25 protein-coding genes are annotated in these 23,522 nt (G+C 78.3%); 15 read left to right on the top strand and 10 right to left on the bottom strand.

The features are described 5' to 3' along the window. Positions 1-136 precede the first annotated feature (136 nt). The gene (locus ACI8AR_RS07040; RefSeq protein WP_457050359.1) at positions 137-1,165 is read left to right on the top strand and encodes an LLM class flavin-dependent oxidoreductase; all 1,029 of its coding nucleotides are present in this window, start codon (positions 137-139) and stop codon (positions 1,163-1,165) included. Between the two features lie 73 nt (positions 1,166-1,238). Then, entirely contained in the window at positions 1,239-1,526 is a 288-nt protein-coding gene (locus ACI8AR_RS07035; protein ID WP_457050358.1) for a PspC domain-containing protein, read from the top strand. Positions 1,527-1,533: 7 nt separating this feature from the next. Here ACI8AR_RS07035 and ACI8AR_RS07030 read toward each other — a convergent pair whose 3' ends face one another. After that, positions 1,534-4,254 carry an AAA family ATPase gene (locus ACI8AR_RS07030; protein ID WP_457050357.1) on the bottom strand — a complete coding sequence of 907 codons (2,721 nt, stop codon included), beginning with the start codon at positions 4,252-4,254 and terminating at the stop codon, positions 1,534-1,536. Positions 4,255-4,334: 80 nt separating this feature from the next. Between ACI8AR_RS07030 and ACI8AR_RS07025 the strand changes: the two genes are divergently transcribed. Then, complete coding sequence (locus ACI8AR_RS07025) at positions 4,335-4,481, top strand: hypothetical protein (protein ID WP_457050356.1); 147 nt, start codon at positions 4,335-4,337, stop codon at positions 4,479-4,481. A gap of 8 nt (positions 4,482-4,489) precedes the next feature. On the opposite strand, the gene ACI8AR_RS07020 is transcribed toward ACI8AR_RS07025, so the two are convergent. Continuing rightward, complete coding sequence (locus ACI8AR_RS07020; RefSeq protein WP_457050355.1) at positions 4,490-5,287, bottom strand: helix-turn-helix transcriptional regulator; 798 nt, start codon at positions 5,285-5,287, stop codon at positions 4,490-4,492. Between the two features lie 232 nt (positions 5,288-5,519). Between ACI8AR_RS07020 and ACI8AR_RS07015 the strand changes: the two genes are divergently transcribed. After that, on the top strand, positions 5,520-5,900 hold the full coding sequence (locus tag ACI8AR_RS07015; protein WP_457050354.1) for a hypothetical protein: 381 nt from the start codon (positions 5,520-5,522) through the stop codon (positions 5,898-5,900). On the opposite strand, the gene ACI8AR_RS07010 is transcribed toward ACI8AR_RS07015, so the two are convergent. Beyond that, positions 5,881-6,666 (bottom strand): dienelactone hydrolase family protein, encoded by a 786-nt coding sequence (locus ACI8AR_RS07010; RefSeq protein ID WP_457050353.1) that lies wholly within the window; start codon positions 6,664-6,666, stop codon positions 5,881-5,883. The genes ACI8AR_RS07015 and ACI8AR_RS07010 overlap by 20 nt on opposite strands. A gap of 101 nt (positions 6,667-6,767) precedes the next feature. Between ACI8AR_RS07010 and ACI8AR_RS07005 the strand changes: the two genes are divergently transcribed. From ACI8AR_RS07005 to mug, 6 genes are all read left to right on the top strand, one after another. After that, a complete protein-coding gene (locus tag ACI8AR_RS07005) occupies positions 6,768-7,952 on the top strand; it encodes an FAD-dependent oxidoreductase (protein ID WP_457050352.1) in 1,185 nt (394 codons plus the stop codon). Positions 7,953-8,022: 70 nt separating this feature from the next. Further along, entirely contained in the window at positions 8,023-8,877 is an 855-nt protein-coding gene (locus tag ACI8AR_RS07000) for an SGNH/GDSL hydrolase family protein (protein WP_457050351.1), read from the top strand. A gap of 89 nt (positions 8,878-8,966) precedes the next feature. Beyond that, entirely contained in the window at positions 8,967-9,122 is a 156-nt protein-coding gene (locus tag ACI8AR_RS06995) for a hypothetical protein (protein WP_456936321.1), read from the top strand. Between the two features lie 63 nt (positions 9,123-9,185). Next, positions 9,186-9,821 (top strand): hypothetical protein, encoded by a 636-nt coding sequence (locus ACI8AR_RS06990; RefSeq protein WP_457050350.1) that lies wholly within the window; start codon positions 9,186-9,188, stop codon positions 9,819-9,821. Continuing rightward, positions 9,814-10,611 carry an alpha/beta hydrolase gene (locus tag ACI8AR_RS06985; RefSeq protein ID WP_457050349.1) on the top strand — a complete coding sequence of 266 codons (798 nt, stop codon included), beginning with the start codon at positions 9,814-9,816 and terminating at the stop codon, positions 10,609-10,611. The genes ACI8AR_RS06990 and ACI8AR_RS06985 overlap by 8 nt, the downstream gene beginning before the upstream one ends. Next, the gene (gene mug / locus ACI8AR_RS06980; protein WP_457050348.1) at positions 10,608-11,138 is read left to right on the top strand and encodes a G/U mismatch-specific DNA glycosylase; all 531 of its coding nucleotides are present in this window, start codon (positions 10,608-10,610) and stop codon (positions 11,136-11,138) included. The genes ACI8AR_RS06985 and mug overlap by 4 nt, the downstream gene beginning before the upstream one ends. On the opposite strand, the gene ACI8AR_RS06975 is transcribed toward mug, so the two are convergent. Then, positions 11,135-14,029: a BTAD domain-containing putative transcriptional regulator gene (locus ACI8AR_RS06975; RefSeq protein WP_457050347.1), complete on the bottom strand. Its 2,895-nt coding sequence runs from the start codon at positions 14,027-14,029 to the stop codon at positions 11,135-11,137. The genes mug and ACI8AR_RS06975 overlap by 4 nt on opposite strands. Positions 14,030-14,203: 174 nt before the next feature. On the opposite strand from ACI8AR_RS06975, the gene ACI8AR_RS06970 reads away from it, so the two are divergent. Continuing rightward, the gene (locus ACI8AR_RS06970; RefSeq protein WP_457050346.1) at positions 14,204-15,511 is read left to right on the top strand and encodes an FAD-binding oxidoreductase; all 1,308 of its coding nucleotides are present in this window, start codon (positions 14,204-14,206) and stop codon (positions 15,509-15,511) included. Positions 15,512-15,551: 40 nt separating this feature from the next. On the opposite strand, the gene ACI8AR_RS06965 is transcribed toward ACI8AR_RS06970, so the two are convergent. The 3 genes from ACI8AR_RS06965 to ACI8AR_RS06955 all read right to left on the bottom strand — a co-directional run bounded on the left by ACI8AR_RS06965 (position 15,552) and on the right by ACI8AR_RS06955 (position 17,391). Further along, positions 15,552-15,683 carry a hypothetical protein gene (locus ACI8AR_RS06965; RefSeq protein ID WP_457050345.1) on the bottom strand — a complete coding sequence of 44 codons (132 nt, stop codon included), beginning with the start codon at positions 15,681-15,683 and terminating at the stop codon, positions 15,552-15,554. Positions 15,684-15,803: 120 nt separating this feature from the next. Further along, entirely contained in the window at positions 15,804-16,100 is a 297-nt protein-coding gene (locus ACI8AR_RS06960; protein WP_457050344.1) for a hypothetical protein, read from the bottom strand. Between the two features lie 25 nt (positions 16,101-16,125). Then, positions 16,126-17,391, bottom strand: a complete 1,266-nt coding sequence (locus ACI8AR_RS06955) for a globin domain-containing protein (protein ID WP_457050343.1) — start codon at positions 17,389-17,391, stop codon at positions 16,126-16,128. Between the two features lie 254 nt (positions 17,392-17,645). Here ACI8AR_RS06955 and ACI8AR_RS06950 point away from each other — a divergent pair, with 254 nt between their 5' ends. Genes ACI8AR_RS06950 through ACI8AR_RS06940 form a run of 3 tightly spaced genes read left to right on the top strand, consistent with a single transcriptional unit; the run spans position 17,646 to position 21,251 of the window. Beyond that, positions 17,646-18,770, top strand: coding sequence for a globin domain-containing protein (locus ACI8AR_RS06950; protein WP_457050342.1), 1,125 nt, complete (start codon positions 17,646-17,648; stop codon positions 18,768-18,770). Then, a complete protein-coding gene (locus ACI8AR_RS06945) occupies positions 18,767-19,573 on the top strand; it encodes a DivIVA domain-containing protein (RefSeq protein WP_457050341.1) in 807 nt (268 codons plus the stop codon). The genes ACI8AR_RS06950 and ACI8AR_RS06945 overlap by 4 nt, the downstream gene beginning before the upstream one ends. Before the next feature lie 52 nt (positions 19,574-19,625). Next, positions 19,626-21,251, top strand: coding sequence for a bifunctional 3'-5' exonuclease/DNA polymerase (locus ACI8AR_RS06940; RefSeq protein WP_457050340.1), 1,626 nt, complete (start codon positions 19,626-19,628; stop codon positions 21,249-21,251). 17 nt (positions 21,252-21,268) lie between these two features. Here ACI8AR_RS06940 and ACI8AR_RS06935 read toward each other — a convergent pair whose 3' ends face one another. Beyond that, on the bottom strand, positions 21,269-21,421 hold the full coding sequence (locus tag ACI8AR_RS06935) for a hypothetical protein (RefSeq protein ID WP_457050339.1): 153 nt from the start codon (positions 21,419-21,421) through the stop codon (positions 21,269-21,271). A 174-nt stretch (positions 21,422-21,595) separates the two neighbouring features. Here ACI8AR_RS06935 and ACI8AR_RS06930 point away from each other — a divergent pair, with 174 nt between their 5' ends. After that, positions 21,596-22,048, top strand: a complete 453-nt coding sequence (locus tag ACI8AR_RS06930) for a DUF5709 domain-containing protein (protein WP_457050338.1) — start codon at positions 21,596-21,598, stop codon at positions 22,046-22,048. 62 nt (positions 22,049-22,110) lie between these two features. On the opposite strand, the gene ACI8AR_RS06925 is transcribed toward ACI8AR_RS06930, so the two are convergent. Continuing rightward, positions 22,111-22,833, bottom strand: a complete 723-nt coding sequence (locus ACI8AR_RS06925) for a DUF6875 domain-containing protein (protein ID WP_457050337.1) — start codon at positions 22,831-22,833, stop codon at positions 22,111-22,113. 230 nt (positions 22,834-23,063) lie between these two features. Next, a complete protein-coding gene (locus ACI8AR_RS06920; RefSeq protein ID WP_457050336.1) occupies positions 23,064-23,522 on the bottom strand; it encodes a thioesterase family protein in 459 nt (152 codons plus the stop codon).

Raw genomic sequence — 23,522 nt, 5'->3', positions numbered from 1 at the left:
GAGCGCCCCCTCCGGCTCCCCGCCGGAGGGGCGCTCGCGCGTGCGGCGGGTAGGAGGCGACTGGTTCACTGGTCGTTGAGCGCTTGACGACCGAGTGCTCGACGACAGGGGCGCCCGCCCCGGGAGGAGGACCGCCGTGCACCTCGGCGTCGACAGCTTCGTGGCGGCGGTGACCGACCCGCGGACGGGCCGGCTCGTGGGTCCCGAGGAGCGGATGGCCCACCTGCTCGAGGAGATCGAGCTGGCGGACCGGGTCGGGCTGTACTCCTTCGGCATCGGCGAGCACCACCGCCCCGAGTACTACGACTCCGCGCCGCCGGTCATCCTCGCCGCGGCCGCCGCCCGCACCGAGCGGATCCGGCTGGGCAGCGCCGTCGCGGTGCTGTCGGCGGCCGACCCGGTCCGGGTGTTCCAGCAGTTCGCCACCCTGGACCTCATCAGCCGCGGGCGGATCGACCTCGTCGTCGGCCGCGGCTCGTTCACCGAGGCGTTCCCGCTGTTCGGCCTGTCGCTGGCCGACTACGACGAGCTGTTCGACGAGAAGCTGGACCTGCTGCTGCGCATCCGCGAGTCCGAGCACGTCACCTGGTCCGGCCGGCACCGCCCGGCGCTCACCGGCCAGGGGGTCTACCCGCGCCCGCTGCAGGACCCGCTGCCGATCTGGGTGGGCGTGGGCGGCACCCCGACGTCGTTCGTCCGGGCCGGGCTGCTCGGCCTGCCGCTCATGGTCGCGATCATCGGCGGCGAGCCGCGGCAGTTCGCGCCGCTGGTCGACCTGTACCGGCAGGCCGGCGCGCAGGCCGGGCACGCGCCCGAGCGGCTCCAGGTCGGGCTGCACGTGTTCGGCTACGTCGCCGACAGCACCCGGGCCGCCGCGGACACGATCTACCCGGGCTGGCACGAGATGTTCACCAAGGTCTCCCGCGAGCGCGGCTTCCGGGCGCCCACCCGCGCGCAGTTCGACGCCACCAGCGGGCCCGACGGCGCCTTCTTCATGGGCGACCCCGACACCGTGGCCGAGAAGCTGCTGCGGATCTCCGCCCAGCTCGGCGGGGTGGACCGGGTCTCCATCCAGATGACCAACCCGCGCCTGGCCCACGAGGACCTGCTGCGCGGCATCGAGCTGCTCGGCACCGAGGTCGCCCCCAAGGTCGCCGCGGGCTGACCAGGGTCGGGTCCGGGTGCGGTTCCGGGCCTTCCCCGATGTGCCGCGGGGCCCGGCGGCGGAGCCTCGTGGCATGACGACTCCGACCTCGTACACCGGGACCCGGCCGCCGCTGCGGCGCAGCTCCACCGAGCGCATGCTCGGCGGCGTCTGCGGCGGGCTGGCCGCCTACACCGGCGTCGACGCGGTGCTGTGGCGCGCCGCCGCCGTCGCCCTGACCCTCGCCGGCGGCGCCGGCCTGGTGCTCTACGCCGTGCTGTGGGTGCTCACCCCCGCCGAGCCCCTGCCGCCCGGCGAGGAACCGCGCCCGGTCGACCGGTTCGTCGACAAGCTGGCCGGCCGCCTCGACCGGGCCGGCTGACCCGCCCTCAGCCCCCGGGCGGGAACAGCGTCGCCAGCCCGACCCGCGAGCGCAGCCCGCGCTTGCGGTAGACGCTGCTCAGGTGGTGCTCCACGGTCTTCGGGCTGAGGAACAGCGCCGCGGCGACCTCCGCGTTCGAGGCGCCCCGCGCCGCCAGGACGGCGATCCGCGTCTCCTGCGCGGTGAGGGGCTCCTCGGGCAGCGGCCGGCGCGGGCGCGCGGTCCGCCCGGTGGCGCGCAGCTCGTCCTCGGCCCGCTGCGCCCAGGCGGTGAGGTCCAGTGCCGCGAAGGCGTCGGCCGCCGCGGCGAGCTCCTCCCGCGCCCGCGTCCGCTGCCCCGAGCGGCGCAGCCGCGCCCCGAACAGCAGCCGCGTGTGCGGGGCCTCGAAGGGGTCCGGCGCGAGCGCGTGGGCGGCGAGCGCCCGCTCGAACAGCGCCGCCGCGGCGGCGTCGTCGGGGCAGGTGAGGGCCCGGCAGCGGGCCACGAGCGCGGCGGTCTGCGGCAGCGGCGACCGCGACACCCGCTCGTACTCGCCGGCGAGCTCCGTGGCCTCGGCGGCCCGGCCCAGCCCCGTCCAGGCCTCGACCAGCAGCGGCGCCACCCCCAGCGGTTCGCCGAGCGGGCCGACCCCGCCGTCGGCGGCCAGCCTCGCCTCCAGCACCCGGGCGACGGTGGCCAGGTCGCCGCGGCACAGCGCGCAGAACGCCTCGTGGACCGGGAGGTGGGCCGCGACGGCGGTCGTGCCGGCGCGGGTGACCAGCGCGCGGGCGCGCCCCAGGTGCGCCGCCGCCTCCGCGTGCCGCCCGCGCATGGCGGCCTCCGACGCGAGCAGCTCCAGGGCCGGTGCGGCGTCGGCGACGTAGCCCAGCTGCTCGGCGAGCTCGACCGCCTCGCCGGCGTCGGCGTAGGCGCCCGCGTGGTCGCCGAGCATCCAGGCGCGGCCGTGGGCGGTCATCGCCAGCACCGCGACCAGCACGCCCAGCGCCCCCACCTCCCGGGCCTCGCGTACCCGCCGCTCGACGACGGGCACGGCGGCCAGCGGGTCGGCCAGCCAGCCCACCGCGATGACCAGCAGCGGCAGCAGCCGGGGCTCGGCGCGCAGCTCCGGCTCTGCCTCCATGCCCTCCAGTGCCCGGCGCAGCCGCGGCCGGCCGCGGTCGGGGTCGCCGGCGTGGAGGGCGGCGACCCCGGTGACCCACGCGGCGAGCACCCGCTGCAGCGGGTCACCGGCGTCCGCGGCGGCCGCGATCCGCCGCGCCGTCGCCTGCATGCCACCCACGTCGCCGAGCCGGTGCTGGACGACGGCGAGGTCGGTGAGCACCCAGGCGGCGGTGCGGCCGGTGGCGAGGTCGGCAGCCGCGCGCAGCAGGTCGCCCGCGGCCGGCACCGAGCCGGTGTCCTGCTCCAGGCGGCCCAGGACGTGCAGCACGCCCGCCCGCGCGGCCGCCGGCGCCGCGCCGCGCAGGACGGCGCCGGCCAGCGCCCGCGCGCGGGCGGCGTCCCCGCCGACGGCGGCGTCCCGGACCGCGGCCGCCAGCAGCCCCGCGGCCCGGGCGGCGTCCGTGCTCAGCGCGGCCGCACGCTCCAGCGCCGCCGACGACGCCGCGTACCCGCGCCGCGCCCGGGCCCGGTCGGCGGCCGCGGCCAGCTCGCCGGCCAGCGCCTCGTCGGGACCGGCGGCGGCCAGGGCGCGGTGCCACACCGCGGCGAGGTCGTCGCCGGTCCGGGCGGTCCCCGCCAACAGGCGGTGCGCCCGGCGGCGCTCGGTGGGCGTCGCGCGGCGCCACACCAGGCTGCGCAGCAGCGGGTGCCGGAAGGCCAGGGCGTCCCCGTCGCGCACGACGACGCCCCGCTGCTCCGCGGCGTCCAGGGCCGCGGCGGGGTCGGTGCCCGCCCGGGCGAGCGCCGCGGCCACCGCGGCGGCGCTGCCGTCGTAGGCGGCGGCCAGCAGCAGCACCGCCTCCCGCGCCCCGGCCGGCAGCGCGGCCAGCTCCGGCTCGAGCGCCCCGGCCAGCGCCGGGCCGGCCGGCAGGTCGGCGGGCAGCGGCTCGGTGCCCGCCCGCTGCGCCGGCCCCAGGGCCGCGGCCACCTCCAGCAGCGCGAGCGGGACCCCGCCGACGCGGTCGACCAGCCGGCGCGCCACGGCGGGGGCGACGGTGCCGGCGAGCAGCGCGCGGGCGGCGTCGGCGGGCAGGGCGGCCACCGGGAGGACCTCGCCGCCGGGCAGCGGGTCGGCTCCCGGCCGCCGCGCCACCAGCACCGCGACCCGGTCCCCGTGCACCCGCCGCGCGGCGAACAGCACCGCGGCCGCGGACTCCGCGTCGGCCCACTGCAGGTCGTCGACCAGGACGAGCACCGGCGCGGCCGCCGCGGCGGCGGCCAGCAGCGAGAGGGTGCCCGCCGCGACCAGGTGCCGCTCGCCCGGGACGTCGGCCGGCCCCCAGCCCAGCGCCGCGGCGAGCGCCGCCGCCTGCCCGGGCGGGACCCCCGGCAGCAGGGGGCGCAGCGGGCCGAGCAGCTCCAGCAGGACGGCCTGCGGCAGCGTCGCCTCGGACTCGATCCCGCGGGCGCGCAGCACCGTGCACCCGGCGGCCCGCGCGGCCGCGGCCTCCAGCAGGGCGGTCTTGCCGACGCCGGCCTCGCCCTCCAGGACCAGCAGCCCCGGCCGGCCCGCGCGGGCGCCGGCGAGGAGCCGGTCGACGCGCGCGAGCTCCGCCGCCCGGCCCACCAGGCCGCGGGTTTCCCCCGACGCGACGGCACCGCCGCCGGTCGGAGGCTCGTCCGGCAGCCGCTCCGAGGGAGGACGCCATGACCCCGAGCCCGACCCCGAGCCCGACCCCGAGCCCGACCCCGGCCCGTCAGCCGTCGCCGACCGGCGCCCGGCTGCGGTGGATGGCCTGCTGGTTCGGGGCCCCGCTGGACCCCCGGCTGCTGCCCTGGCGGACACCGCGCTGACCCGCCGCTCAGCCGGCCCGCACGGCGGGGGCGGGCAGGATGCCCCGGCGCTGCGCCTCGAGGACCGCGGTGAGCCGGTCGTGGACGCCGAGCTTCCGGTACAGCCGCGCGGCGTGCGTGGTGACCGTGCGGGTCGAGCAGCCCAGCCGGTGCGCCGTCGCGGTCGCCGTCAGCCCCTCCGCGAGGCACAGCAGGACCGCCGTCTCCCGGCAGGTGAGCCCCGCCTCGCGGGCGTGCTCGCCGCCACCGCCACCGCCACCGTCGCCGTCGCCGTCCTGCCAGGCCCGCACCGTCCGCACGTGCCGGTCCAGCGCCCGCAGCACCGGCGCGACGCCCCCCAGCAGCGCGAGGTCCGCCGTGGTGAAGTCGTGGCGGGGACGGCCGAAGGCGAACCCGCAGACCTCGGCCGGGCCGCCGCGCAGCGGCAGGCTGACCACCTGGTCCCAGCCGCACACCGCGGCGATGACGCCCCGGGCGGGGGACCGGCGCCAGCTCTGCCACCCGCCGGCCGCCTCCTGCGCGGTCGCGGGCGTGAGGTCCCCGGCCGCGGCGGCGGTCAGCAGGGGGTGCACCGAGCGCATGCGGTGCGTGGCGTCGACCAGCAGCTCCAGCTGCCCGGCGTCGAGGCCGGTGGCGGTGATCTCGGTGGCACCGGTGCGCCAGTCGGTGCGCTGCAGCACCGCGGCGGACGCCTCCAGGCGGGGGCACAGGAGGGCGAACACGGGGCCCGCGGGCAGCCGCGGGCCGACCATGCCGTCGAGCAGGCCCACCACCAGGTCGGTGAGCTCCCGGACCACAGGCTCCACGGCCCGCCTCCGACCATCCTGGGCGGGTCCCCGCCGGTCCCGCGTCGGTCGCGTGTGCAGCCCTCTGTGCAGGACGAGCGTGGCCGCTGTCGCGGGCCGGCGTCAACGGAGATCCCCGCGCCGTCAAGGGGGTGTCGCGCCCCGCCGCCTACGCAGAAGTGCGTACAGACGGTGCCGATCGGCCGTCCCTAGCGTCCGTGCCGCACCACCGGACCGACTACCAGGGGGAACCGTGTCTCTCCTCGTGCTGCACCTGCGGTGGAACGACGTCGAGCCGGCGCAGTACGAGGTGCTGCGCCGCGCCCTGCCGGAGGACGTCGACCGTCCCCTGCACTGCCTGTCCCGCCGGCACGTCCGGCAGCCCCGGTCGGTGATGGTCTACGAGGTCTGGGAGGACGCCCGGGCCGCCGAGGACGAGCTGGCCCGCATCCGCGCCCTGGTCGACGCCGGCCCCGAGCAGCCGCAGCGCGTCGTGTTCGTGCTGCCGGACGTGTTCGCCGCGGGCTTCGGCCGCCGGCCGGCCCGCCCGGCGCCCGCGCCGGAGGTCGTCAGCGTGCCGGTGGTCCCGGCCCCGCGGCAGCCGGCGTCCCCGGTCACGGCGCCGACGCCCTGAGCGCCGGGACCTCCGCCGGGGGCCGCCCCCGCAGGTGCTCGGCGAACCAGGCGTCGGTCCGGGCCCAGGCGTCGGCCGCGGCGGTGGGGTCCGGCCGGATCCGCAGCACGTCCCGCAGCAGCGGGCGCAGCACCCGGGGGCCGACCGGCGCGTCGTGCAGGAAGCCGTGCCCCACGCCGGGGTACTCGCGGACGTCGTGCCGGACGCCGACCCGGGTCAGCACCGTCGTGAGCTCCGCGGCGGTGCCGCGCAGCCCCGGGTCGCGGCCGCCGTAGCCGGCCACCACGGGGCAGGCGCCGAGCAGCGCGGTGTGCGGGTCCCGCGGCAGCCGCGCGTAGAAGACCGCGGCCGCGTCGAAGCCGCGGGCCGCCAGGTGCAGCGCCAGCCCGCCGCCGACGCTGGACCCCAGCACGCCGACGCGGCCGGTGCAGTCGGGCCGCGCGGCCAGGTGCGCGCGGGCCGCCCCGGCGTCGGCGAACGGGCGCCCGTGCCCGGCGTCCACCGCGCGGAACGTCGGGACCAGGGCGCGGCGTGCGCCGCCGTCGGTGAACAGGTCCGGCACGAGCGTGAGATGGCCGGCAGCGGCCATCCGCTGCGCCTGCCGCCGCACCACGCCGTCGACGCCGAAGGCCTCGTGCAGCAGCACCACGCCCGGCCACGGCCCGGGGCCGTCGGGCACGGCGAGCACCCCGCGCAGCCCGGGCGTCCCGCCCGGTCCCGGGGGGATCGCGACGCCGGTCAGGGCGATCCGCTGGAGATCGGTCACGGGCGGCCTCCCCGGGTGCTCCGGTCGGTGGCCGCCGATGCTGGCAGACGGGAGGGCGTCAGGGGTTGGCGCGCGCCGCCGGGTGTGGGGGGATGCCGGGCATGACGCGCGCGATCGTGGTGGGCGGCGGGGTGGCGGGACCGGTGGCGGCCATGGCGCTGCAGCGGGTGGGGATCGAGGCGACGGTGCACGAGGCCCACCCGGCTCCCGAGGGCGACGTGGGCACCTGGCTCGGCGTGCAGGTCAACGGGCTGGACGCGCTCCGCGCCGTCGAGGCCGAGGACGCCGTCCGGGCGGCGGGGTTCCCGACGCACACCATCGAGTTCCGCAGCGGGACCGGCCGGGTCCTGGGCGCGTCCACCACCGGGGACCCGGCGGGACGGCGCGACGCCGGCATCTCGGTGAAGCGCTCGGACCTCTACCGGACCCTGCACGCGGAGGCGCTGCGGCGGGGAATCGAGGTCCGCTACCGCTCCCGCCTGACCGGGGCCGAGGACACCGGCGGCGGCGTGACCGCGGTGTTCGCCGACGGCCGCACGGAGACCGCGGACCTGCTCGTCGGTGCGGACGGCGTCCGGTCGGTGGTGCGGCCGCTGGTCGCCCCGGACGCCCCGCCGCCCCGGTTCGTGCCCGTGCTGATCACCGCCGGGTACTCCTCGCACGTGCCGGCCGACGCCGAGGTGGGCCGGCTGACCATGGTCTTCGGCCGGCGCTGCTTCGCCGGGTACCTCGCCGCGCCGGACGGCGGCACGTGGTGGTTCGCCAACCCGCCGCTGGACCGCGAGCCGGCCGACGGCGAGGTCGCCGGCACGCCCGGCCCGCGCTGGCGGGCGCTGCTCTACGACCTGCTGCGCGGCGACCGGTCGCCGCTGGTGGACCTGGTGGAGGCCACCCCCGGGCCGCTGCGCGGGTGGACGACGTACGACGTCCCCACCGTGCCCCGCTGGTCCCGCGGCCGCACCGTCCTGATCGGCGACGCGGCGCACGCGACCTCGCCGGCCTCGGGCCAGGGCTCGTCGCTGGCGATGGAGGACGCCGTCGTCCTCGCCTCGTGCCTGCGCGACCTGCCGCCCGACGACGCCCTGCGCGCCTTCGAGCAGCGGCGGCGGGCGCGCGCGGAGCGGGTGGTCGCCCAGGGCTTCCGCCGGAGCAGCGCGAAGCCGCCGCCGGCCGTGGGCCGCGCCGTCCGCGACGCCGTCCTGCCGCTGGTGCTGCGCCGCCACGACCCGGCGGCGTGGGTGCGGACGCACCGGGTGGAGCCGCTCGCCGCCGCCGGGGCCGGGTGACCGCCGTCACCCGATCGGACCGCCGTCGTTGAGCCCGGCGTCCTGCCCCCCGGCCCCGATGGAGTGGTCCGTGCGCCGACTGCTGACCGTCCTGCTCGCCGCGCTCGCCGGCGTCCTGCTCGTCGTCCCCCCGGCCTCGGCCGCGCCCCCGGGACCGCTGCGCTACGCCGCGCTCGGCGACTCCTACAGCGCGGCCTCCGGCGTCCTGCCCCCGGACCCCACCGCCGCGCCGCAGTGCCTGCGCTCCACCCGCAACTACCCGCACCTGATCGCGCAGGCGACCGGCGCCCAGCTGACCGACGTCACCTGCGGCGGCGCGGACACCTCCGACTTCACCACCGCGCAGCACCCCGGCGTGCCGCCGCAGCTGCAGGCGCTGTCCCCGGACACCCAGCTGGTCACCATGACCATCGGCGGCAACGACAGCGGGGTGTTCATCGAGTCGATCCTGCGCTGCGGCACCGCCGGGCTGCTCACGCTGGGCCGCGGCAGCCCGTGCCGCGACACCTACGGCACCTCGTTCGAGGACACCGTCCGCACCACCACCTACCCGGCGCTGGTGCAGGCGCTGTCGGCGGTGCGCGAGGCCGCGCCGCGCGCCCGGGTCGCGATCCTCGGTTACCCGGCGATCCTGCCGCCGACCGGCGGCTGCTTCGACCGGATGCCGATCGCCGAGGGCGACGTCCCCTACCTGCACTCCCTGCAGACCACGCTCAACGACGCCGTCCGGCGCGCGGCCGCGGCCACGGGCGTCACCTACGTCGACCTCACCCGCGCCTCGGCCGGGCACGACGCCTGCCAGCCGATCGGCGTCCGCTGGGTGGAGCCGGTGCTGCAGGGCACCAACGCGGTGATCGTGCACCCGAACGCGCTCGGCGAGGCGGAGATGGCCGCGCGCGCGATGGAGGTGCTGCGGCTGGGCTGACCCGGCGCCCGTGCCCCGCCGGCGACCGGGCCGCGTGGCCCGCCGCCGGCGGGGTACGGGGCGGGGCACCACGCACCCGAGGAGGACCGATGAGCGAGACCGACCCGACCCCGCAGGCCGGCCCGGAGGACGAGGGCTCGCAGGCGAGCGTCGGCCCGGACGTCGCCCACGCCGGCGGCGGTCGCACCCAGGGCGAGACCTCGGTCGACGACGCGATCGGCGCGGAGGCCGACCCGCCGCGCTGAGCCGCCTCCGGTGGGCCGCGCGTCGACGGGGGGACCCGCCCACCGGGCGAGGTGGGGGGGCAGGTGGACGTGCGCAGGCTGGTGATGGGCGACTGGACGCCGGTGCTGAGGGACGGCATCGACGTCCTGCGGCTCGTGCTGCTCGCGGGCGGGGTCGCCTACGCGCTGGCGGGCCGGGCCGGGGACGCGGCGGTCCTGCTGTTCCTCGGGGCGGTGACCGTCCTGGCGCGGCTGGTCGACCTGCCGCGGGTGTACGACCTCGCGCTGACCGCGGGGATGGTCCTGCAGGGGTTCGGCGAGACGCTGGGCCTCTACGACCGGTTCGTCCGCTTCGACGACCTGGTGCACGTCACGCTGCCGATGCTCACCGCGCCCGTCGTCTACATCGCGCTCGCCCGCCTCGACGTCGTCCCCGACCCCCGCGACGAGACCCACCTGCGCCACTACGTCGGGATCGCGGTCGTGACGACGGCGCTCGGCGTCACGATCGGGGCGCTGTGGGAGGTGTACGAGTGGCGGTCAGACGCCTGGTTCGGCACGCGGCTGTCGGAGGGCAACGACGACACCAACGGCGACCTCGTCCGCGACACCCTCGGGTCCCTGGTCGGTGCGGCGCTGCTGGTGGCGTGGGCCCGCTTCGGCTGGGGATCGGTCCGCCGGATCCCGGGGGTGAACACCCACGAGGAGGTCAGTGCCTGAGCGGCACCCGTGCACCGCGCTCTCGCGCCGGCGGCTGCTCCTGACGGCGGGCCGGGCCGCCGGGGCCGCCCTCGTGGGCGGCTGCGCGGCCCGGCTCCCCGGAGCACCCGGCACCGACGGGGCCGCCGGCCTGACCGCACGCCCGACCGCTCCACCGGACCTCCCGCCGCCGCCCCCGGGCACCTCCGCCCTCGGCCTGGAGGAGACGCGCGACCCCCTGCTGCACGTCCCGGCCGGCGGGGTCGCCGGCCCGGCGACGCTCGTCGTCGTCCTGCACGGCGCGGGCGGGAACGCCGAGGCCGGCCTGGGGCTGCTGCGGTCGCCGGCCGACGAGCGTGGCCTGGTGCTGCTCGCCCCCGCCTCCCGGGGCTCCACCTGGGACGCCGTGCAGCGGGGCTTCGGACCCGACGTCGCCGGGATCGACCGCGCGCTGACCGCCGTCCTCCGGCGGGTGCCGGTCGACCCCGGCCGGGTCGCCGTCGCGGGCTTCTCCGACGGCGCGTCCTACGCGCTGGGACTGGGGCTGGCCAACGGCCGGCTGCTCCGGCGGGTCGTCGCCTTCTCCCCGGGGTCCGTGCCGCCGGCGACGCGCACGGGACAGCCGCCGGTCTTCGTGTCCCACGGGACCGGCGACGAGGTCCTGCCCGTCGAGCGGACCAGCCGCGAGATCGTCCCCGCCCTCCGCGCCGACGGGTACGACGTCACCTACCGGGAGTTCGACGGCGGCCACGGGGTCCCGCCCGACGTCGCCCGCGAGGCGGTCGACTGGCTCGGCGGAGGGAGGAGGTGACCGGGTCCGCACCGGGGGGAGCGGGGAAGCCGCTGCCCGACGTCGTGGCCCCCGGCCTCGACGTCCTGTTCTGCGGCATCAACCCGTCGCTGCTGTCGGCCGAGCGCGGCCACCACTTCGCCCGCCCGGGCAACCGGTTCTGGCCCGCGCTGCACCTGGCCGGGCTCACCCCCCGCCGGCTGGCGCCGGAGGAGGACCGCGAGCTGCTGCGGTACGGGCTGGGGGTGACCAACCTGGTGGACCGGCCCACGCGGACGGCGGCCGAGCTGACGGCCGACGAGCTGCGGGCGGGCGCGGCGGCGCTGGCCGGCCTGGTCGCGCGGTGCCGGCCGCGGGTGCTGGCGGTCCTCGGGCTCACCGCCTGGCGGCTCGCCACCGGCGCGCCCCGGGCGGACTGGGGTCGCCAGCCGGTGGCGATCGGCGGCGCCGAGACGTGGGTGCTGCCCAACCCGAGCGGGCTGAACGCGCACTTCCAGCTGCCCGACCTCGCCCGGCTGTACGCCGGGTTGCGGCCGCCGGCCGGCTAGCGGACCGGGTCGGCGGCGCGGGTCTCCGCGGCGAGCCGGCCCACCATCGCCACCGCCTCGCCGCGGTCGAGGACCGCGCCCTCGGCCAGTGCGGTGTCGTACTCGACCTCGTCGAGGGCCTCGCGGGTGGCGGTGACGTAGCGCTGCCCGTCCATCGGGTCCATCCGCAGCGGGTCGTAGCCGACCTGCCGGGCGACGGCCTGCACCGCGCCGAGCAGCACCGCGGCGGTGCGCGGCCGGCCCGCGGCGGTGACCGCGCCGACGGCGGCCAGCAGACCGGCGAGGGTGCCGGTGGCGTCGCCCTCGCGGTGGGTCAGCTCGACCATCGCCCACAGGTCGGCCAGCGCCTCGGCGGCCCGGCCGACGTCGGTGAGCGCCTTCGCCCGGATCCACAGCACCGAGGAGTGCGCCCACGAGTGGCCCAGCCGCAGCGCGAGCTGCTCGGCGCGGCCGAGGTGCTCGAGCGCGCCGTCGAGGTCGCCGGCGGCCCGCGAGAACTGGCCGAGGGTCATCGCGATCTCGACCTGCACCCACTCGATGCCCGACGCCTGCGCCAGCGCCAGGCCGCGGGCGATGTCCGCCGCGACCTCGCCGTCGGGGTCGGGCTGGCCGAGCAGCGCCCGCACGAAGCCGCGCAGCACCAGGGCGAGGGGCAGCACCGGGTCGGCGTCGTCGGCGGTCCCGGCGATCTCGCTGGTCCGCTCCCACAGCGAGGGCACGTCGCCGGACAGGTAGGCCAGCAGCGCGTCGGCGAGCAGCGCGCCGCTGCGGACGCCGGCCGGCGCGCCGGGGGTGGCGTCCAGCGCGGCGGCCAGCCAGCGGCGGCCCTCCTGCACGTGGCCGCGGCGGTACCAGTACCAGCCCAGCGCCCCGCCGATCCGCAGCGCGGCCTCGCCCTGCCCGGTGCCCAGCGCGTGCCCGAGCGCCGCCCGCAGCGCCGGCTGCTCGACGTCGAGCCGGCGGGCGCTCTCGGTCCACTGCGGGCTGCGCAGCGTCGGCTCCAGCCGCTCGGTGAGCGCCACGGCGAAGCCGGTGAGCCGGTCGCGCAGCCGCCGGGACGCCGCCTCGTCCAGCGCCTGCTCGGCGTACTGGCGCAGCGTCTCCAGCATCCGGTAGCGCCCGGCGGCGTGGTCGAGCTCGACCAGCGACTTGGCCACCAGCACCCGCAGCAGCTCCAGCGCCCGGCCGTCGACCTCCGGCCCGGCCACCGCCTCGACCAGGTCCGGGCCGAACGTGCCGGGCAGCACCGAGACGGCCTGGAAGACGGCGAGCTCGGCAGGGGCGAGCAGGTCCACGCTCCACTGCACGGTGGCCGCGAGCGTGCGCTGGTGCGGCACCGCGGTGCGCCAGCCGCCCGACAGCAGGGCGAACCGGTCGTCGACCCGGCCGGCGACCTCGGCCAGCGGCAGGGTGGTGAGGCAGGCGGCGGCCAGCTCGACCGCCAGCGGCAGGCCGTCGAGGGCGGCGACCAGCTCGCGGACGTGGCCCAGGTCCTCCGCGGAGGGGTCGGCCAGGTGCGGGGCGGCCAGCCGGGCGCGGTCGAGGAACAGCCGCTCGGCGTCGCTGCCGGGCGCGTCGGCGGGCATCGGGCCGCAGGGCAGCACCGCCTCGCCCGGCAGCCCGAGGGGCTCGCGGGAGGTGGCCAGCACCTGCAGCTCGGGGCAGCGGGGGAGCAGGGCGGCGCACACCGCGGCGGCGGCGTCGACGACGTGCTCGCAGTTGTCGAGGACCAGCAGCAGCGGCCGGTCCTGCAGCGCGGTGGCGACGGCGCCCAGCGGGTCCCCGCCGGCCAGCGTCACGCCCAGCACGGTGGCCACCTGCCCGGCGACCAGCTCGGGGTCCTCGACGCCGGCCAGCTCGACCAGCGCGGCCGGCGGCGACCCGGCCGGCCGGCGGCGCGCGGCCTCCAGCGCCAGCCGCGTCTTGCCGCTGCCGCCGGGCCCGACCAGGGTGACCAGCCGCTGCCCGGACAGGGCGGCGGCCAGCCGGCCGAGCTCGGCGGTGCGGCCGACGAAGGCGGTGAGCGGGACCGGCAGAGGGCCCAGCGCCCGCACCGCCGGCGGCGCCGGGGGAGCCGGCGGGGGCTCCGGCGCCGGGGCGGCGGGGGCCGGCGCCGGGACGGGCCCGGCCAGCGCCGGGTCCTGGCGCAGGATCTGCTCGTACAGCGACTGCAGCGGCCGGCCCGGGTCGACGCCCAGCCCGTCGGCCAGCAGCCGGCGGCCCTCGTCGTAGACCTCGAGCGCCTCCGCCTGCCGGCCGCTGCGGTACAGCGCCAGCATCAGCGAGGCCCGCAGCCCCTCGCGCAGCGGCTCGGCGCGCAGCAGCTCCCGGACGTCGTCGACGATCTCGGCGTGCCGGCCCAGCCGCAGGTCCAGCTCGGCGGCCAGCTCCCGGGCCGCCAGCCGCAGCTGCTCGAGCCGCTCGGACTCCTCGGCGGCGAAGGTGGCCGCGACGTCGGCGTAGGCCGGGCCGCGCCACAGTGCCAGCCCCTCGGCCACCGCCGCGCGGGCGCCCTCGGCGTCGCCGCGGGCGGCGAGGTCGCGGGCCGTGCGCAGCAGCTGGGCGAAGCGGAACGCGTCGACGTCCTCGGGCGCGACCTCGAGGCGGTAGCCGGGCTCGCGGGTGACCAGCAGCGTCCAGCGGCCGCCGGTGACGTCGGGCTCCAGCTCCCGGCGCAGCCGGGACACGATCGACTGCAGGGTGGCCGACACGGCGGTGGGCGGCTGGCCGCTCCACACGCGGTCGACGAGCAGGTCGACGGGGACGGTCCGCCCCGCGTCGACCAGCAGCGCGGCCAGGACGGCGCGGTGGCGCGGGGACTGCGGGGCGAGGAGCTGCCCGTCGCGCCAGACCTCCACGGGTCCGAGCACGCGGTACGAGGTGGCGGTCATCGCCGCGCAGGCTAGGTGCCCGCACACGCCCGCGGGGGTGACCGCGACGCCCCGTGACCTGCCGGTGACCTCCCGGGAGCGCGCGTGACCTGCTGCCCAAGCGGCCGCCAAGGGGACACCAAGGACCGCCGACCACCCTCCGGGTGCACCGATCCCCGCACCTGGAGACGCCCCGTGAGCACCCTGTCCCTCCCCTCGCCGCCCCCGGACCGCACCCTGGGCCCGCGGCCGGCCGTCCTGCCGCCCGACCTGACCGCCGCCCTGCGCGCCCGCCTCTCGCCGGCGGCCGGACTCGCCGACGGGGCGGTGGTGCGGGTGGCGGAGGACGCCGACGTCGTGGCCGCGCTGCGGCTGGCCGGCCGGCACGGGGTGGCCGTGGCCGTCGGGGCGCCCGGCCGCAGCGGCGACGGCGCCCGCGCGCTGCTGGTGGACCCCGCCGGGCTGGACGGGGTGAGCGTGTCGCCCGCCGGCTGGGCGCGGGTCGGCGCCGGCGTGCGCTGGCGGGACCTGGCGGCAGCGGCCGCCGGACACGGGCTGACCCCGATCACCGGCTCCTCGGCCGCGGAGCGGGTCGCGGACACGGTCACCGGCGGCGGCGTCGGCCCGCTGGCCCGGACCTACGGCCTGGCCGGGGACCGGGTGCGGGCGGTGGAGGTGGTCACCGGCGACGGCGTGCTGCGCCGGGTCACCCCCACCGACGGCACCGACCTGTACTGGGGCGTCCGCGGCGGCGGCGCGGCGCTCGGCGTCGTCACCGCGGTGGAGCTGGACCTGCTCGCCGCCGGGCCGCGGTGGGGCGGAGAGCTGCGCTGGTCCGCGGCCGACGGCGCGCGGGTCGCGGAGGCGTGGCGCACCTGGTCGGCGGCGCTGCCGCCGCAGGCGGGCACCTCACTGGTGCTCACCCGGCCGGCGCGGGGCGAGGCGTCGGTGGCCGTCCGGTTCGCCTGGGCCGGCGAGGCCGACGACGGCGAGGGGCTGCTCGACGTGCTGCGCGCGGCCGCGCCGCCGCTGGCGGCCGACCTGGCGCCGCGGGGGCCGGCGGGCCTGGCCGCGCCCGCTCTCGAGGCGGGGGTGGAGTCCTCGCTGCTGCTCGACCGCCTCTCCGACGACGCGGTCGCGGGGCTGCTGCGCGCGGCGGGCGGGAGCCGGCCGCGCACGGTCGAGGTGCGGCTGCTCGGCGGCGCGCTCGGCTGGGTGCCGCAGCAGCCCAGTGCGGTCTGTCACCGCGACGCGCGGCTGGCGGTGCGGGTGGCCGGCGGCGCGGGCGCCGAGGACCGGGCGGCCACGCGGGCCTGCGCCGAGGAGCTGGCCGCGGCGCTCGGCGGCGCCCTCGGCGGCCGGGTCCCGGCACACGGCTGGGGGACGGCGCCGGACGTGCTGGCCCGCACCCCCACGCCCGCCGTCCGGGAGCGGCTGGCCGCGCTGGCCGCCACCACCGACCCGCACCGCATCCTCGAGGGCGCGGCGGGCCGGCGGGCGTGACCGGCGGGGCGGGGAGACCGGGCCTCCCCGCCCCGGTCGCTCAGCGGGTCCCGGGCCGCGCGGGCGTCCCGGCGTTGAACACCTGCAGCGTGTAGGCGTCGAAGCGCCGCAGCCAGCTGCGCAGGTGGCGGCGGGGAGTCGTGCTCGTGCTCGTGGTCGTGGTCGTGCTCATGGCGTCTCCTCGAGGTGGGTCCGGGGGACGTCGTCGTCCGTCGGCCGCGGGTGCGGCCGTCTCCCACGGTCCCCGCCGCGCGTGAAGCCCAGGTGAACGGAGGCCGTGACGCTCGTCGCGTCAGACCGCCCGGCCGGCCGGCGACCGCGGCACCGGCTCGGACGGGCGCAGCACGACCGCGCGACCGCGCCCCGCCGCCGCCTCGAGGACGTCGGCGACGAGCTCGCGGCCCGAGGCCGACAGGGCGGTCACCGACCGCGCGTCGACGACGTCGACGCGCACCGGCTCGAGGCCGTAGCAGCGCCAGAACGCCTCCACGGCGTCCGCGTCGACGACCCCGGCCAGGCAGAGGACCCGCCCGCCGGAGGTGTTGAGCAGGCGGACCACCCCGCGGCGGGCGGCTGCGGACGGGATCACCCGCCCAGTGTGCGCGCGAGCCCGGCTACCGGCCCGCGCCCGCCGGCTCCGCCGGCTCCGCCGTCGCGCCGGGCGCCGGCTCGGAGGCGAGGTCGGCCTGCCACAGGTCGGGGCCGAAGACCTCGTACTGGATGTCGCGGGCGGGCACGCCCCGGTCGATGAGACTGCTGCGGACCGCCCGCATGAACGGCAGGGGCCCGCAGAGGTAGTAGGCGGCGCCCTCGGGCAGGTCGACGTCGTCGAGGTCCATGGTGCCGTCGTGCACGCCGTCCACGGGCAGCGTGGTCTGCGCGCCGCGCTCGTACCAGACGTGCGCCGCGGCGTCCGGCAGCGTGCGGAGGTCCTCGAGGACCTGGTAGCGCAGCGCGAAGGACTCCTCGTCCAGGTCGGCGTGCAGCAGCGTGACGGGCAGCGAGGAGCCCGCCGCGGCCAGGTGGGACAGCATCCCGGCCATCGGGGTGATCCCGATGCCGGCGCTGGCGAAGACCACGGGGCGGCCGGAGTCGTCGAGGACGACGTCACCGAAGGGTGCGGACAGCGTCAGCCGGTCGCCGACCTGCACCCGGTCGCACAGGTGGTTGGAGACCTCGCCGTCGGGCTTGCCGTTGCCGCGCACCCGCTTGACGGAGAACTGGCGGTGCTCGCCGTCGTCGGCGCGGGTGAGGCTGTACTGGCGCGGCTGGCGCACGCCGTCGGGGAGCGGCACCTGCACGGTGCAGTACTGGCCGGGCAGCGACGTCTTGACCAGCCGGTGGTCGACCCGCCGGACCCGGAAGGTGACGACGTCGGCGGTCTCCTGGATCTTCTCGACGACCTCCCACTCCCGCCACACCGTCTCCGGGCGGACGCCCCGGGCGCTGTAGAGACCGCGCTCCTGGTGGATCAGCGCGTAGGCCATGAGCCAGTAGACCTCGTCCCAGGCGGCGGCCACCTCGGGGGTGACCGCGTCACCGAGCACGTCGCCGATCGCCCAGAACAGGTGCTCGTGGACGACGTCGTACTGGGCGGGCGTGATCCCCAGCGAAGCGTGCTTGTGCGCGATCCGGTTCAGCAGCTGCTCGGGGAGCTGCTCCGGGTGCTTGACCAGCGTGCTCGCGAAGACCGCGACCGAGCCGGCCAGCGCGACCTGCTGCTCCCCGGTGGCCTGGTTGCCGCGGTTGAAGACGCCGTCGAACAGCTCGGGGTGTGCGCCGAACAGGTGCCCGTAGAAGCGCCGGGCGATCTCCTGGACGTTGTCGGCGACCACGGGCAGGGTCGCCTCGATCACGGGACGGGAGCGGTCTGACAGCATGCGGTCCTCCTCGGCGGCCGACGGGCGAGCGGTTGCCTGCTGACTCCCCGTGTCCGCGCCCGCCCGTCGTCGCCGTCCGCGGGGGAGGGGTGCCCCACCGGCGCGCCCCTGCGAGCGACCCTGCCAGGAGCGGGTCCGGAAATCGACCGGAGCGGTGTCGGAGGGGGCTAGCCGCCGTCCGGAGGCCTCGCTAGTGTTCGCACGTCACACGGCCGAGCCGATGGCCCATGGGGGCGACTGTGGACATCTCTGCCATGCGAGCGAGCTTCGCCAAGGCCGCAGCCGCCGGGGACGAGGCGCCGCTGTGGTTCTACTCGCACCTGTTCCTCGCCCACCCCGAGACCCGGCAGATGTTCCCGGTCTCCATGGCACACCAGCGCGACCGGCTCTTCGCCGCGCTCGGCGAGGTGGTGGCGCGGGTCGACGACCTCGACTCCCTCGTGCCGATCCTGCAGCAGCTCGGACGCGACCACCGCAAGTTCGGGACGGTGGCCGAGCACTACCCCGCGGTGGGAGCGAGCCTGCTGGCCACGCTCGCGCACTTCGACGAGGACTGGGACGACGCGCTGGCCGCGGACTGGGCGGCGGCCTACGAGTTGGTCGCCTCGGTGATGGTCGCGGCCGCTGACGAGATGGCCGACGAGCCGCCGTGGTGGGACGCCGAGGTCACGGCGCACGAGCGGCGCACCGTCGACACCGCCGTCCTGCGACTGCGGACCAAGGTGCCGCTGTCCTACCGCCCCGGGGAGTCGATCTCCCTGGAGACCGAGCTGCGGCCGCGGCTGTGGCGCTACTACTCGCCGGCCAACGCCTGCCGGCACGACGGCGAGCTGGAGATCCACGCGAGGGCGCAGGCCGGCGGGCCGGTCAGCACCGCCCTCGTGCGGCAGGTCGACGTCGGGGACGTCCTGCGGCTCGGGCCCCCGGTGGACCACATGCGGTTCGACCCCGACTCCGATCGCGACCTGCTGCTGGTGGCGGGGGGGACGGGGCTGGCACCGCTCAAGGCGATCGTCGACCACGTCGTCCGCAACGGCCCGCCCCGGCGGGTGGACCTCTTCGTCGGCGTCCGCACCGAGAGCGACCTGTACGACCGCGCGGACCTGGTGCGGCTCGAGCAGGAGAACCCGTGGCTCACCCTCACCGTCGCCGTCTCCGAGGACGGGAACTCGCAGTGGGCGCACGGCGACGTCGGCGAGGTGGTGGCGCGCTCCGGGCCGTGGGGCAGTCGTGAGGCCTACGTCGCCGGTCCCCGGGCGATGGTCGAGGACACCGTCGAGCGGCTGCTGCGGCACGGCCTGCCCCGGGACCGCATCCGCACCGAGGTGTTCGCCCCCAGCCGTCCCGGACCCGATGTCGATGGAGAGGTGACGTCATGACGACCGAGCAGGTGGCCCCCGACGGCCGGCGGCTGAGTCCCGCGGACGTGCGCGAGGTGCGGTTCACCCGCTCGTCGATGCTGCACCCGGGCTACAGCAACGGTGAGGTCGACCGGTTCCTGGACCGGGTGGGCGCGGAGCTGGCCCGCCTGCACGCGGAGAAGGCCGAGTTGCGCGGCCGGGTGCAGGAGCTGCAGGCCCAGGTGGGCGAGGACAAGCCGCGGGCGGAGCCGACGGCGCAGGCGGTGAGCCTGCTCGCGGTCGCCCAGCAGACCGCCGACCAGTACGTGGCGGAGGCGGAGACGTTCAGCCGGGTCATGGTCAGCGAGGCGCAGCAGCAGTACGACGAGCAGATGCAGTCCGCGCGCGAGAAGGTCGGCGCGATGATCCAGGCGGCTCACGAGGCCGCGGCCCGGATCGTCGCCGAAGGCGGCGCGCCGGTCGCAGCGGGGGACGCCCGTACCGCCGAGGAGCTGCAGGAGCAGGTGGCCTACCTGCAGGCGTTCGGCCAGGCGTGCCGGACGCAGCTGCGGTCCTACCTGGAGGCGCTGATCGCCGAGGTGGAGCGGGCCTGGGGCCACGCCGACCCGACGGCCGTGCCGGTGCTGGACTCCCGGGCCCCGGCGACCCGGCCGGCTGCGTCACCGGCCGCCCCGGCTCCCGGGGCCGGACCCGCCCCGGCGCAGGAACCGCCCACGGTCGAGGCCGCCGCGGTGCTGCTCGGCGAGCAGTCGCTGGGGTCCGGGTCCGCCGACGGGGCGCCCGAGCAGGTGGCCACGGGGGCCGCCCGCGACCGGTCCTGACCCCCGCGGCGGTCCGCGGGGGACCGTGGGCGGGGTCGGGCACACTGCGGCGGTGGACCGGGTCCTGCTGCGCCGCCGCGGGGACGCGGTGGCGGTGCACGAGGCCGCCGGCACCGTCGCCGAGCTCCCGGCGAGCGGCCTCGCCACGCTGGTGCGGGAACGCGAGCGGGCCGGCGTCCGGTGGGTGTGGGACGACACCACCCGCTGGTACCCGGCGCTGCTGGCCGCCGGCGTCCGCGTGGCGCGGTGCACCGACCTGAGGCTGTGCGCCGCCGTGCTGCGCGGCTCGCCGCACGCCGGTCCCGGGCCGGCGGCGGACCCGGGCTGGGCGGCGCTGGAGCCGGTGACCGCGGACGACCCGGCGCTGTTCGCCCTGGCCGACCCCGCCGACGCGCTCGACCCGGTCGCCGAGGACCGCCGCCAGCAGGCCGTGCTCGCCGCGTCGCCGCAGCGCGCGCGGCTGGGCCTGCTGCTGGCCGCCGAGTCCTCCGGCGCGCTGGCCGCGGCGGAGATGACGCACGCCGGGATGCCGTGGCGCGCCGACGTGCACGACGCGCTGCTCGCCGGGCTGCTGGGCCCGCGCCCGGCGGCGGGCCTGCGGCCTGCGGTGCTGGAGGCGCTGGCCGGGGAGGTCCGCGCCGCGCTCGGCGCCCCCGACCTCAACCCGGACTCGCCGGCCGCGCTGCTGCGCGCGCTCCAGGTGGCCGGGCTGCCGGTCGAGGACACCCGCTCGTGGACGCTGGAGCGGGTCGAGCACCCGGTCGTCGCGCCGCTGCTGGAGTACAAGCGGCTGGCCCGGCTGCTTGCGGCCAACGGCTGGAGCTGGCTGGACGCCTGGGTGCGCGGCGGCCGGTTCCGCCCGGTCTACCTGCCCGGCGGGGTGGTCACCGGGCGGTGGGCGTCGTCGGGCGGGGGCGCGCTGTCGGTGCCGGTGCAGGTGCGCCCGGCCGCCGTGGCCGACGACGGGTGGGCCCTGGTGGTGGCCGACGTCGCCCAGCTGGAGCCGCGGGTGCTCGCCGGCATGAGCGCCGACACCGCGCTGGCCGCCGCGGCCCGCTCGCGGGACCTGTACGCCGGCATGGTCGACGCCGGGGTGGTGGCCACCCGCGCCGAGGCCAAGGTCGGGGTGCTGGGCGCGCTCTACGGCGGCACCCGCGGCGAGAGCGGCCGGATGGTGCCCCGGCTGGCCCGCCGCTACCCGCGGGCGATCGGGCTGGTGGAGGAGGCGGCACGGGCGGGGGAGCGCGGCGCGGTCGTGTCCACCCTGCTCGGCCGTGGCTCCCCGCCGCCGGGCGCCGCGTGGGCGGAGCGGGACGCCGACCTCGGCGAGGCGCCCGAGCCCCGCGGCCGCGACTCCGACCGCGCCCGGCGCGCGTGGGGGCGGTTCACGCGCAACTTCGTCGTGCAGGGCACCGGCGCGGAGTGGGCGCTGTGCTGGCTGGCCGACCTGCGCAACCGGCTCTGGCAGCTGGGGGAGGGGCGGCTGGAGGAGCGGCCGCACCTGGCGTTCTTCCTGCACGACGAGGTCGTCGTGCACACCCCGGCCGACCTGGCCGACGACGTCGTCGCCGCGGTCCGGGCCGCCGCGGCCACCGCGGGGCGGCTGCTGTTCGGCGAGTTCCCGCTGGACTTCCCGCTCGACGTCGCGGTCGTGCGGTCCTGGGCGGACGCGGGCTGAGCGTCAGGCGGTGGTGATCAGGCGGTGGCGCTGGTCTCGAGCAGGCGCCGCAGCGCCTCCTCGAAGTACTCCTCGTAGAGGTCGCGGACGAGGTCGGTGCGGTCCTCGGCGACGGCGGCGTTGACCCGCCGGACGTAGTGCTCGTGCAGCGTGGTCATCGACGTGTCCACGGCGGTCTCCCTGTGTCGGCTGCCTCCAGTGTCCGCCGGTGCGGGACGGCGTGGTCGCAGGTCGGACTGCTCGTTCGGTCACACGCGCGGCCCTCCCGCCCGGCCCGGCACGGTGGCAGGGTGGGCTCGCCCCGGACAGCGCCGTCCGTCCTGCCCGCACCCGAGGAGCCCCCCGTGGACCGCGACCTCTACGGCACCGACGGCACCGACCCCGAGGAGGCCTCGGGCCTGCTCGAGGCCGAGGACACCCTCGAGGACCCCCGCCGGCCGCGCGACCTGGACACCGGCTGGTCGCCGCCGGAGCGGCCCTGGGGCGTGGACGACTGGGGCACCACCGAGCGGGAGGAGGCCACCGGCGAGAGCCTCGCCGGGCGGCTGGCCCGCGAGCTGCCGGACCGGTCCTGGGACGACGACGGTCCCGACGGCCTCGGCGACCTCGCCGGCGGCGACGGCGAGCTGCTCGACGACGAGGTCGGCGACGCCCGCGCGGGCCGGCTGGCCGAGGTCGGCGACGACGGCGTCGTCGACCGGGAGGACGAGCTGCTGGGCGAGGACCTCGGCATCGACGGCGGGGCGGCGTCGGCCGAGGAGGCGGCGGTGCACCTCGTGCGCCGCGGGGACGAGTAGAGCGCGTCCTGCGGATCGCGCTCTACCGGCGCCGGTCACCGAGGCCGGCTCCCTCCTCCCGCCTACGCCTCGCTCCGCGGCTCGGGCGGTACCGCGCGCGGAGGATCCTGGGTCGGGCCCCGGTCGTCCCGCTCGCGCCACGGCGATCGGCGTAGCTGCTCGGCGAGAGCGTGGACCGCGGACGGTCCGAAACGCTGCGCCCAACGGTCGAGCCAGTCGTGGTCGTCCAGGAAGAACTTCCAGTCGCTGACGACCCCCTGCCTCACGAACACGAACGGCACGGGCGACCGGAACGGGCGGAAGTCCGCGTTGTAGATCGCGGTCCCCTCGTTGCCCCGGTAGAACGGTCCGAACACGATCCCGTCCTGGGTGTACGCCGGGACGGCGAGTTGCCGCAGGGCGGCGTCGAAGACGCTCCCCGCACGGTCAGCCGGCAGGTCCGGGAAGACGACGACGATCACCTTGGAGTCCACCTCGTCGCCGTCCCTGGGGTCGGTGTCCAGGAACCGTCTCCTGTAGCCGTCCAGGAGTTCGGCGACCCGTGATCCGTCCCGGTCGGCGATCCGCTCGGGAGCGAGCCAGAGCGTCCTGCGCGACAGGGCTCCGGGCACGAAGGGACACACGGGCCCGGGGCGGCCGAGGTCCTCGTGGGGGTTCGCCACGAAGGTCCGGATCCACTGTGCGACGGCGCGGAGCGCGTCCAGGTCGCCCTGCGCGAGCCGACTCGTCCTCCCGGCGTCCTCGAGGTCCTCGAGGAGGAACAGGTCAGCGGTCCGGGTGGGCATCGCAGGTCCTCCTGCCGTGGGGTCGCGCGGGGCCATCGACGCGGGTCGGGGTCGCGGGTGTGCGCAGCGGCCGGGACGGCGCCGGCGCCCGGGCGGAGGAGAGCTCCGGCCCCGTTCCGGACCGGTCGGACCCCGGAGCGCACGGCCGGCGCGATCCGGACCCCGGGACGGAACCCACCCTGGACCCGGTCGTCGCGCGGCAGCAGGGACGAAGGACCCGCGACGGCATGTCAGGACCCGGGGTCACGCTCCTGCTCTCGGGAGGCACTGCCGGGCTCGGACCGGCCCTGGTCCCGCACCGGGCGCCGGAGGCGGGCCGCCAGGGCCTCCTCGCCCAGGACCGCCTGCTCGGTCGTGCCGCGGCCGAGCTCCCGGCCCGCGGCGTCGACCGCGCGGCACGCGCAGGTCAGCCGGTTGCCGCGGACGCCGGTGGCGCGGGCGGTCACCCGGACGCGGTCGCCCACCCACGCCGGCGCCCGGTGCTCGACCGACACCGCGGTGCCGACGCCGGCCTCGCCCGGCTCCAGGTGGCCGAGCAGCAGCTTCCGGCCGGCCTCCTCGAAGTGCTTGGCCATCGCGTAGGTGGCGTAGACGGGGTGCACCGGGCCCAGCTCGTCGAAGTCGACGGTCATCGCCGCGGTGACGACGACGTCGAGCACCGCGGTCTCGCCGACGGCGACCGGGCGCAC

It is taken from the genome of Geodermatophilus sp. SYSU D01036, from assembly GCF_054050435.1.
This window is presented reverse-complemented; position numbering and strand designations above follow the sequence as displayed.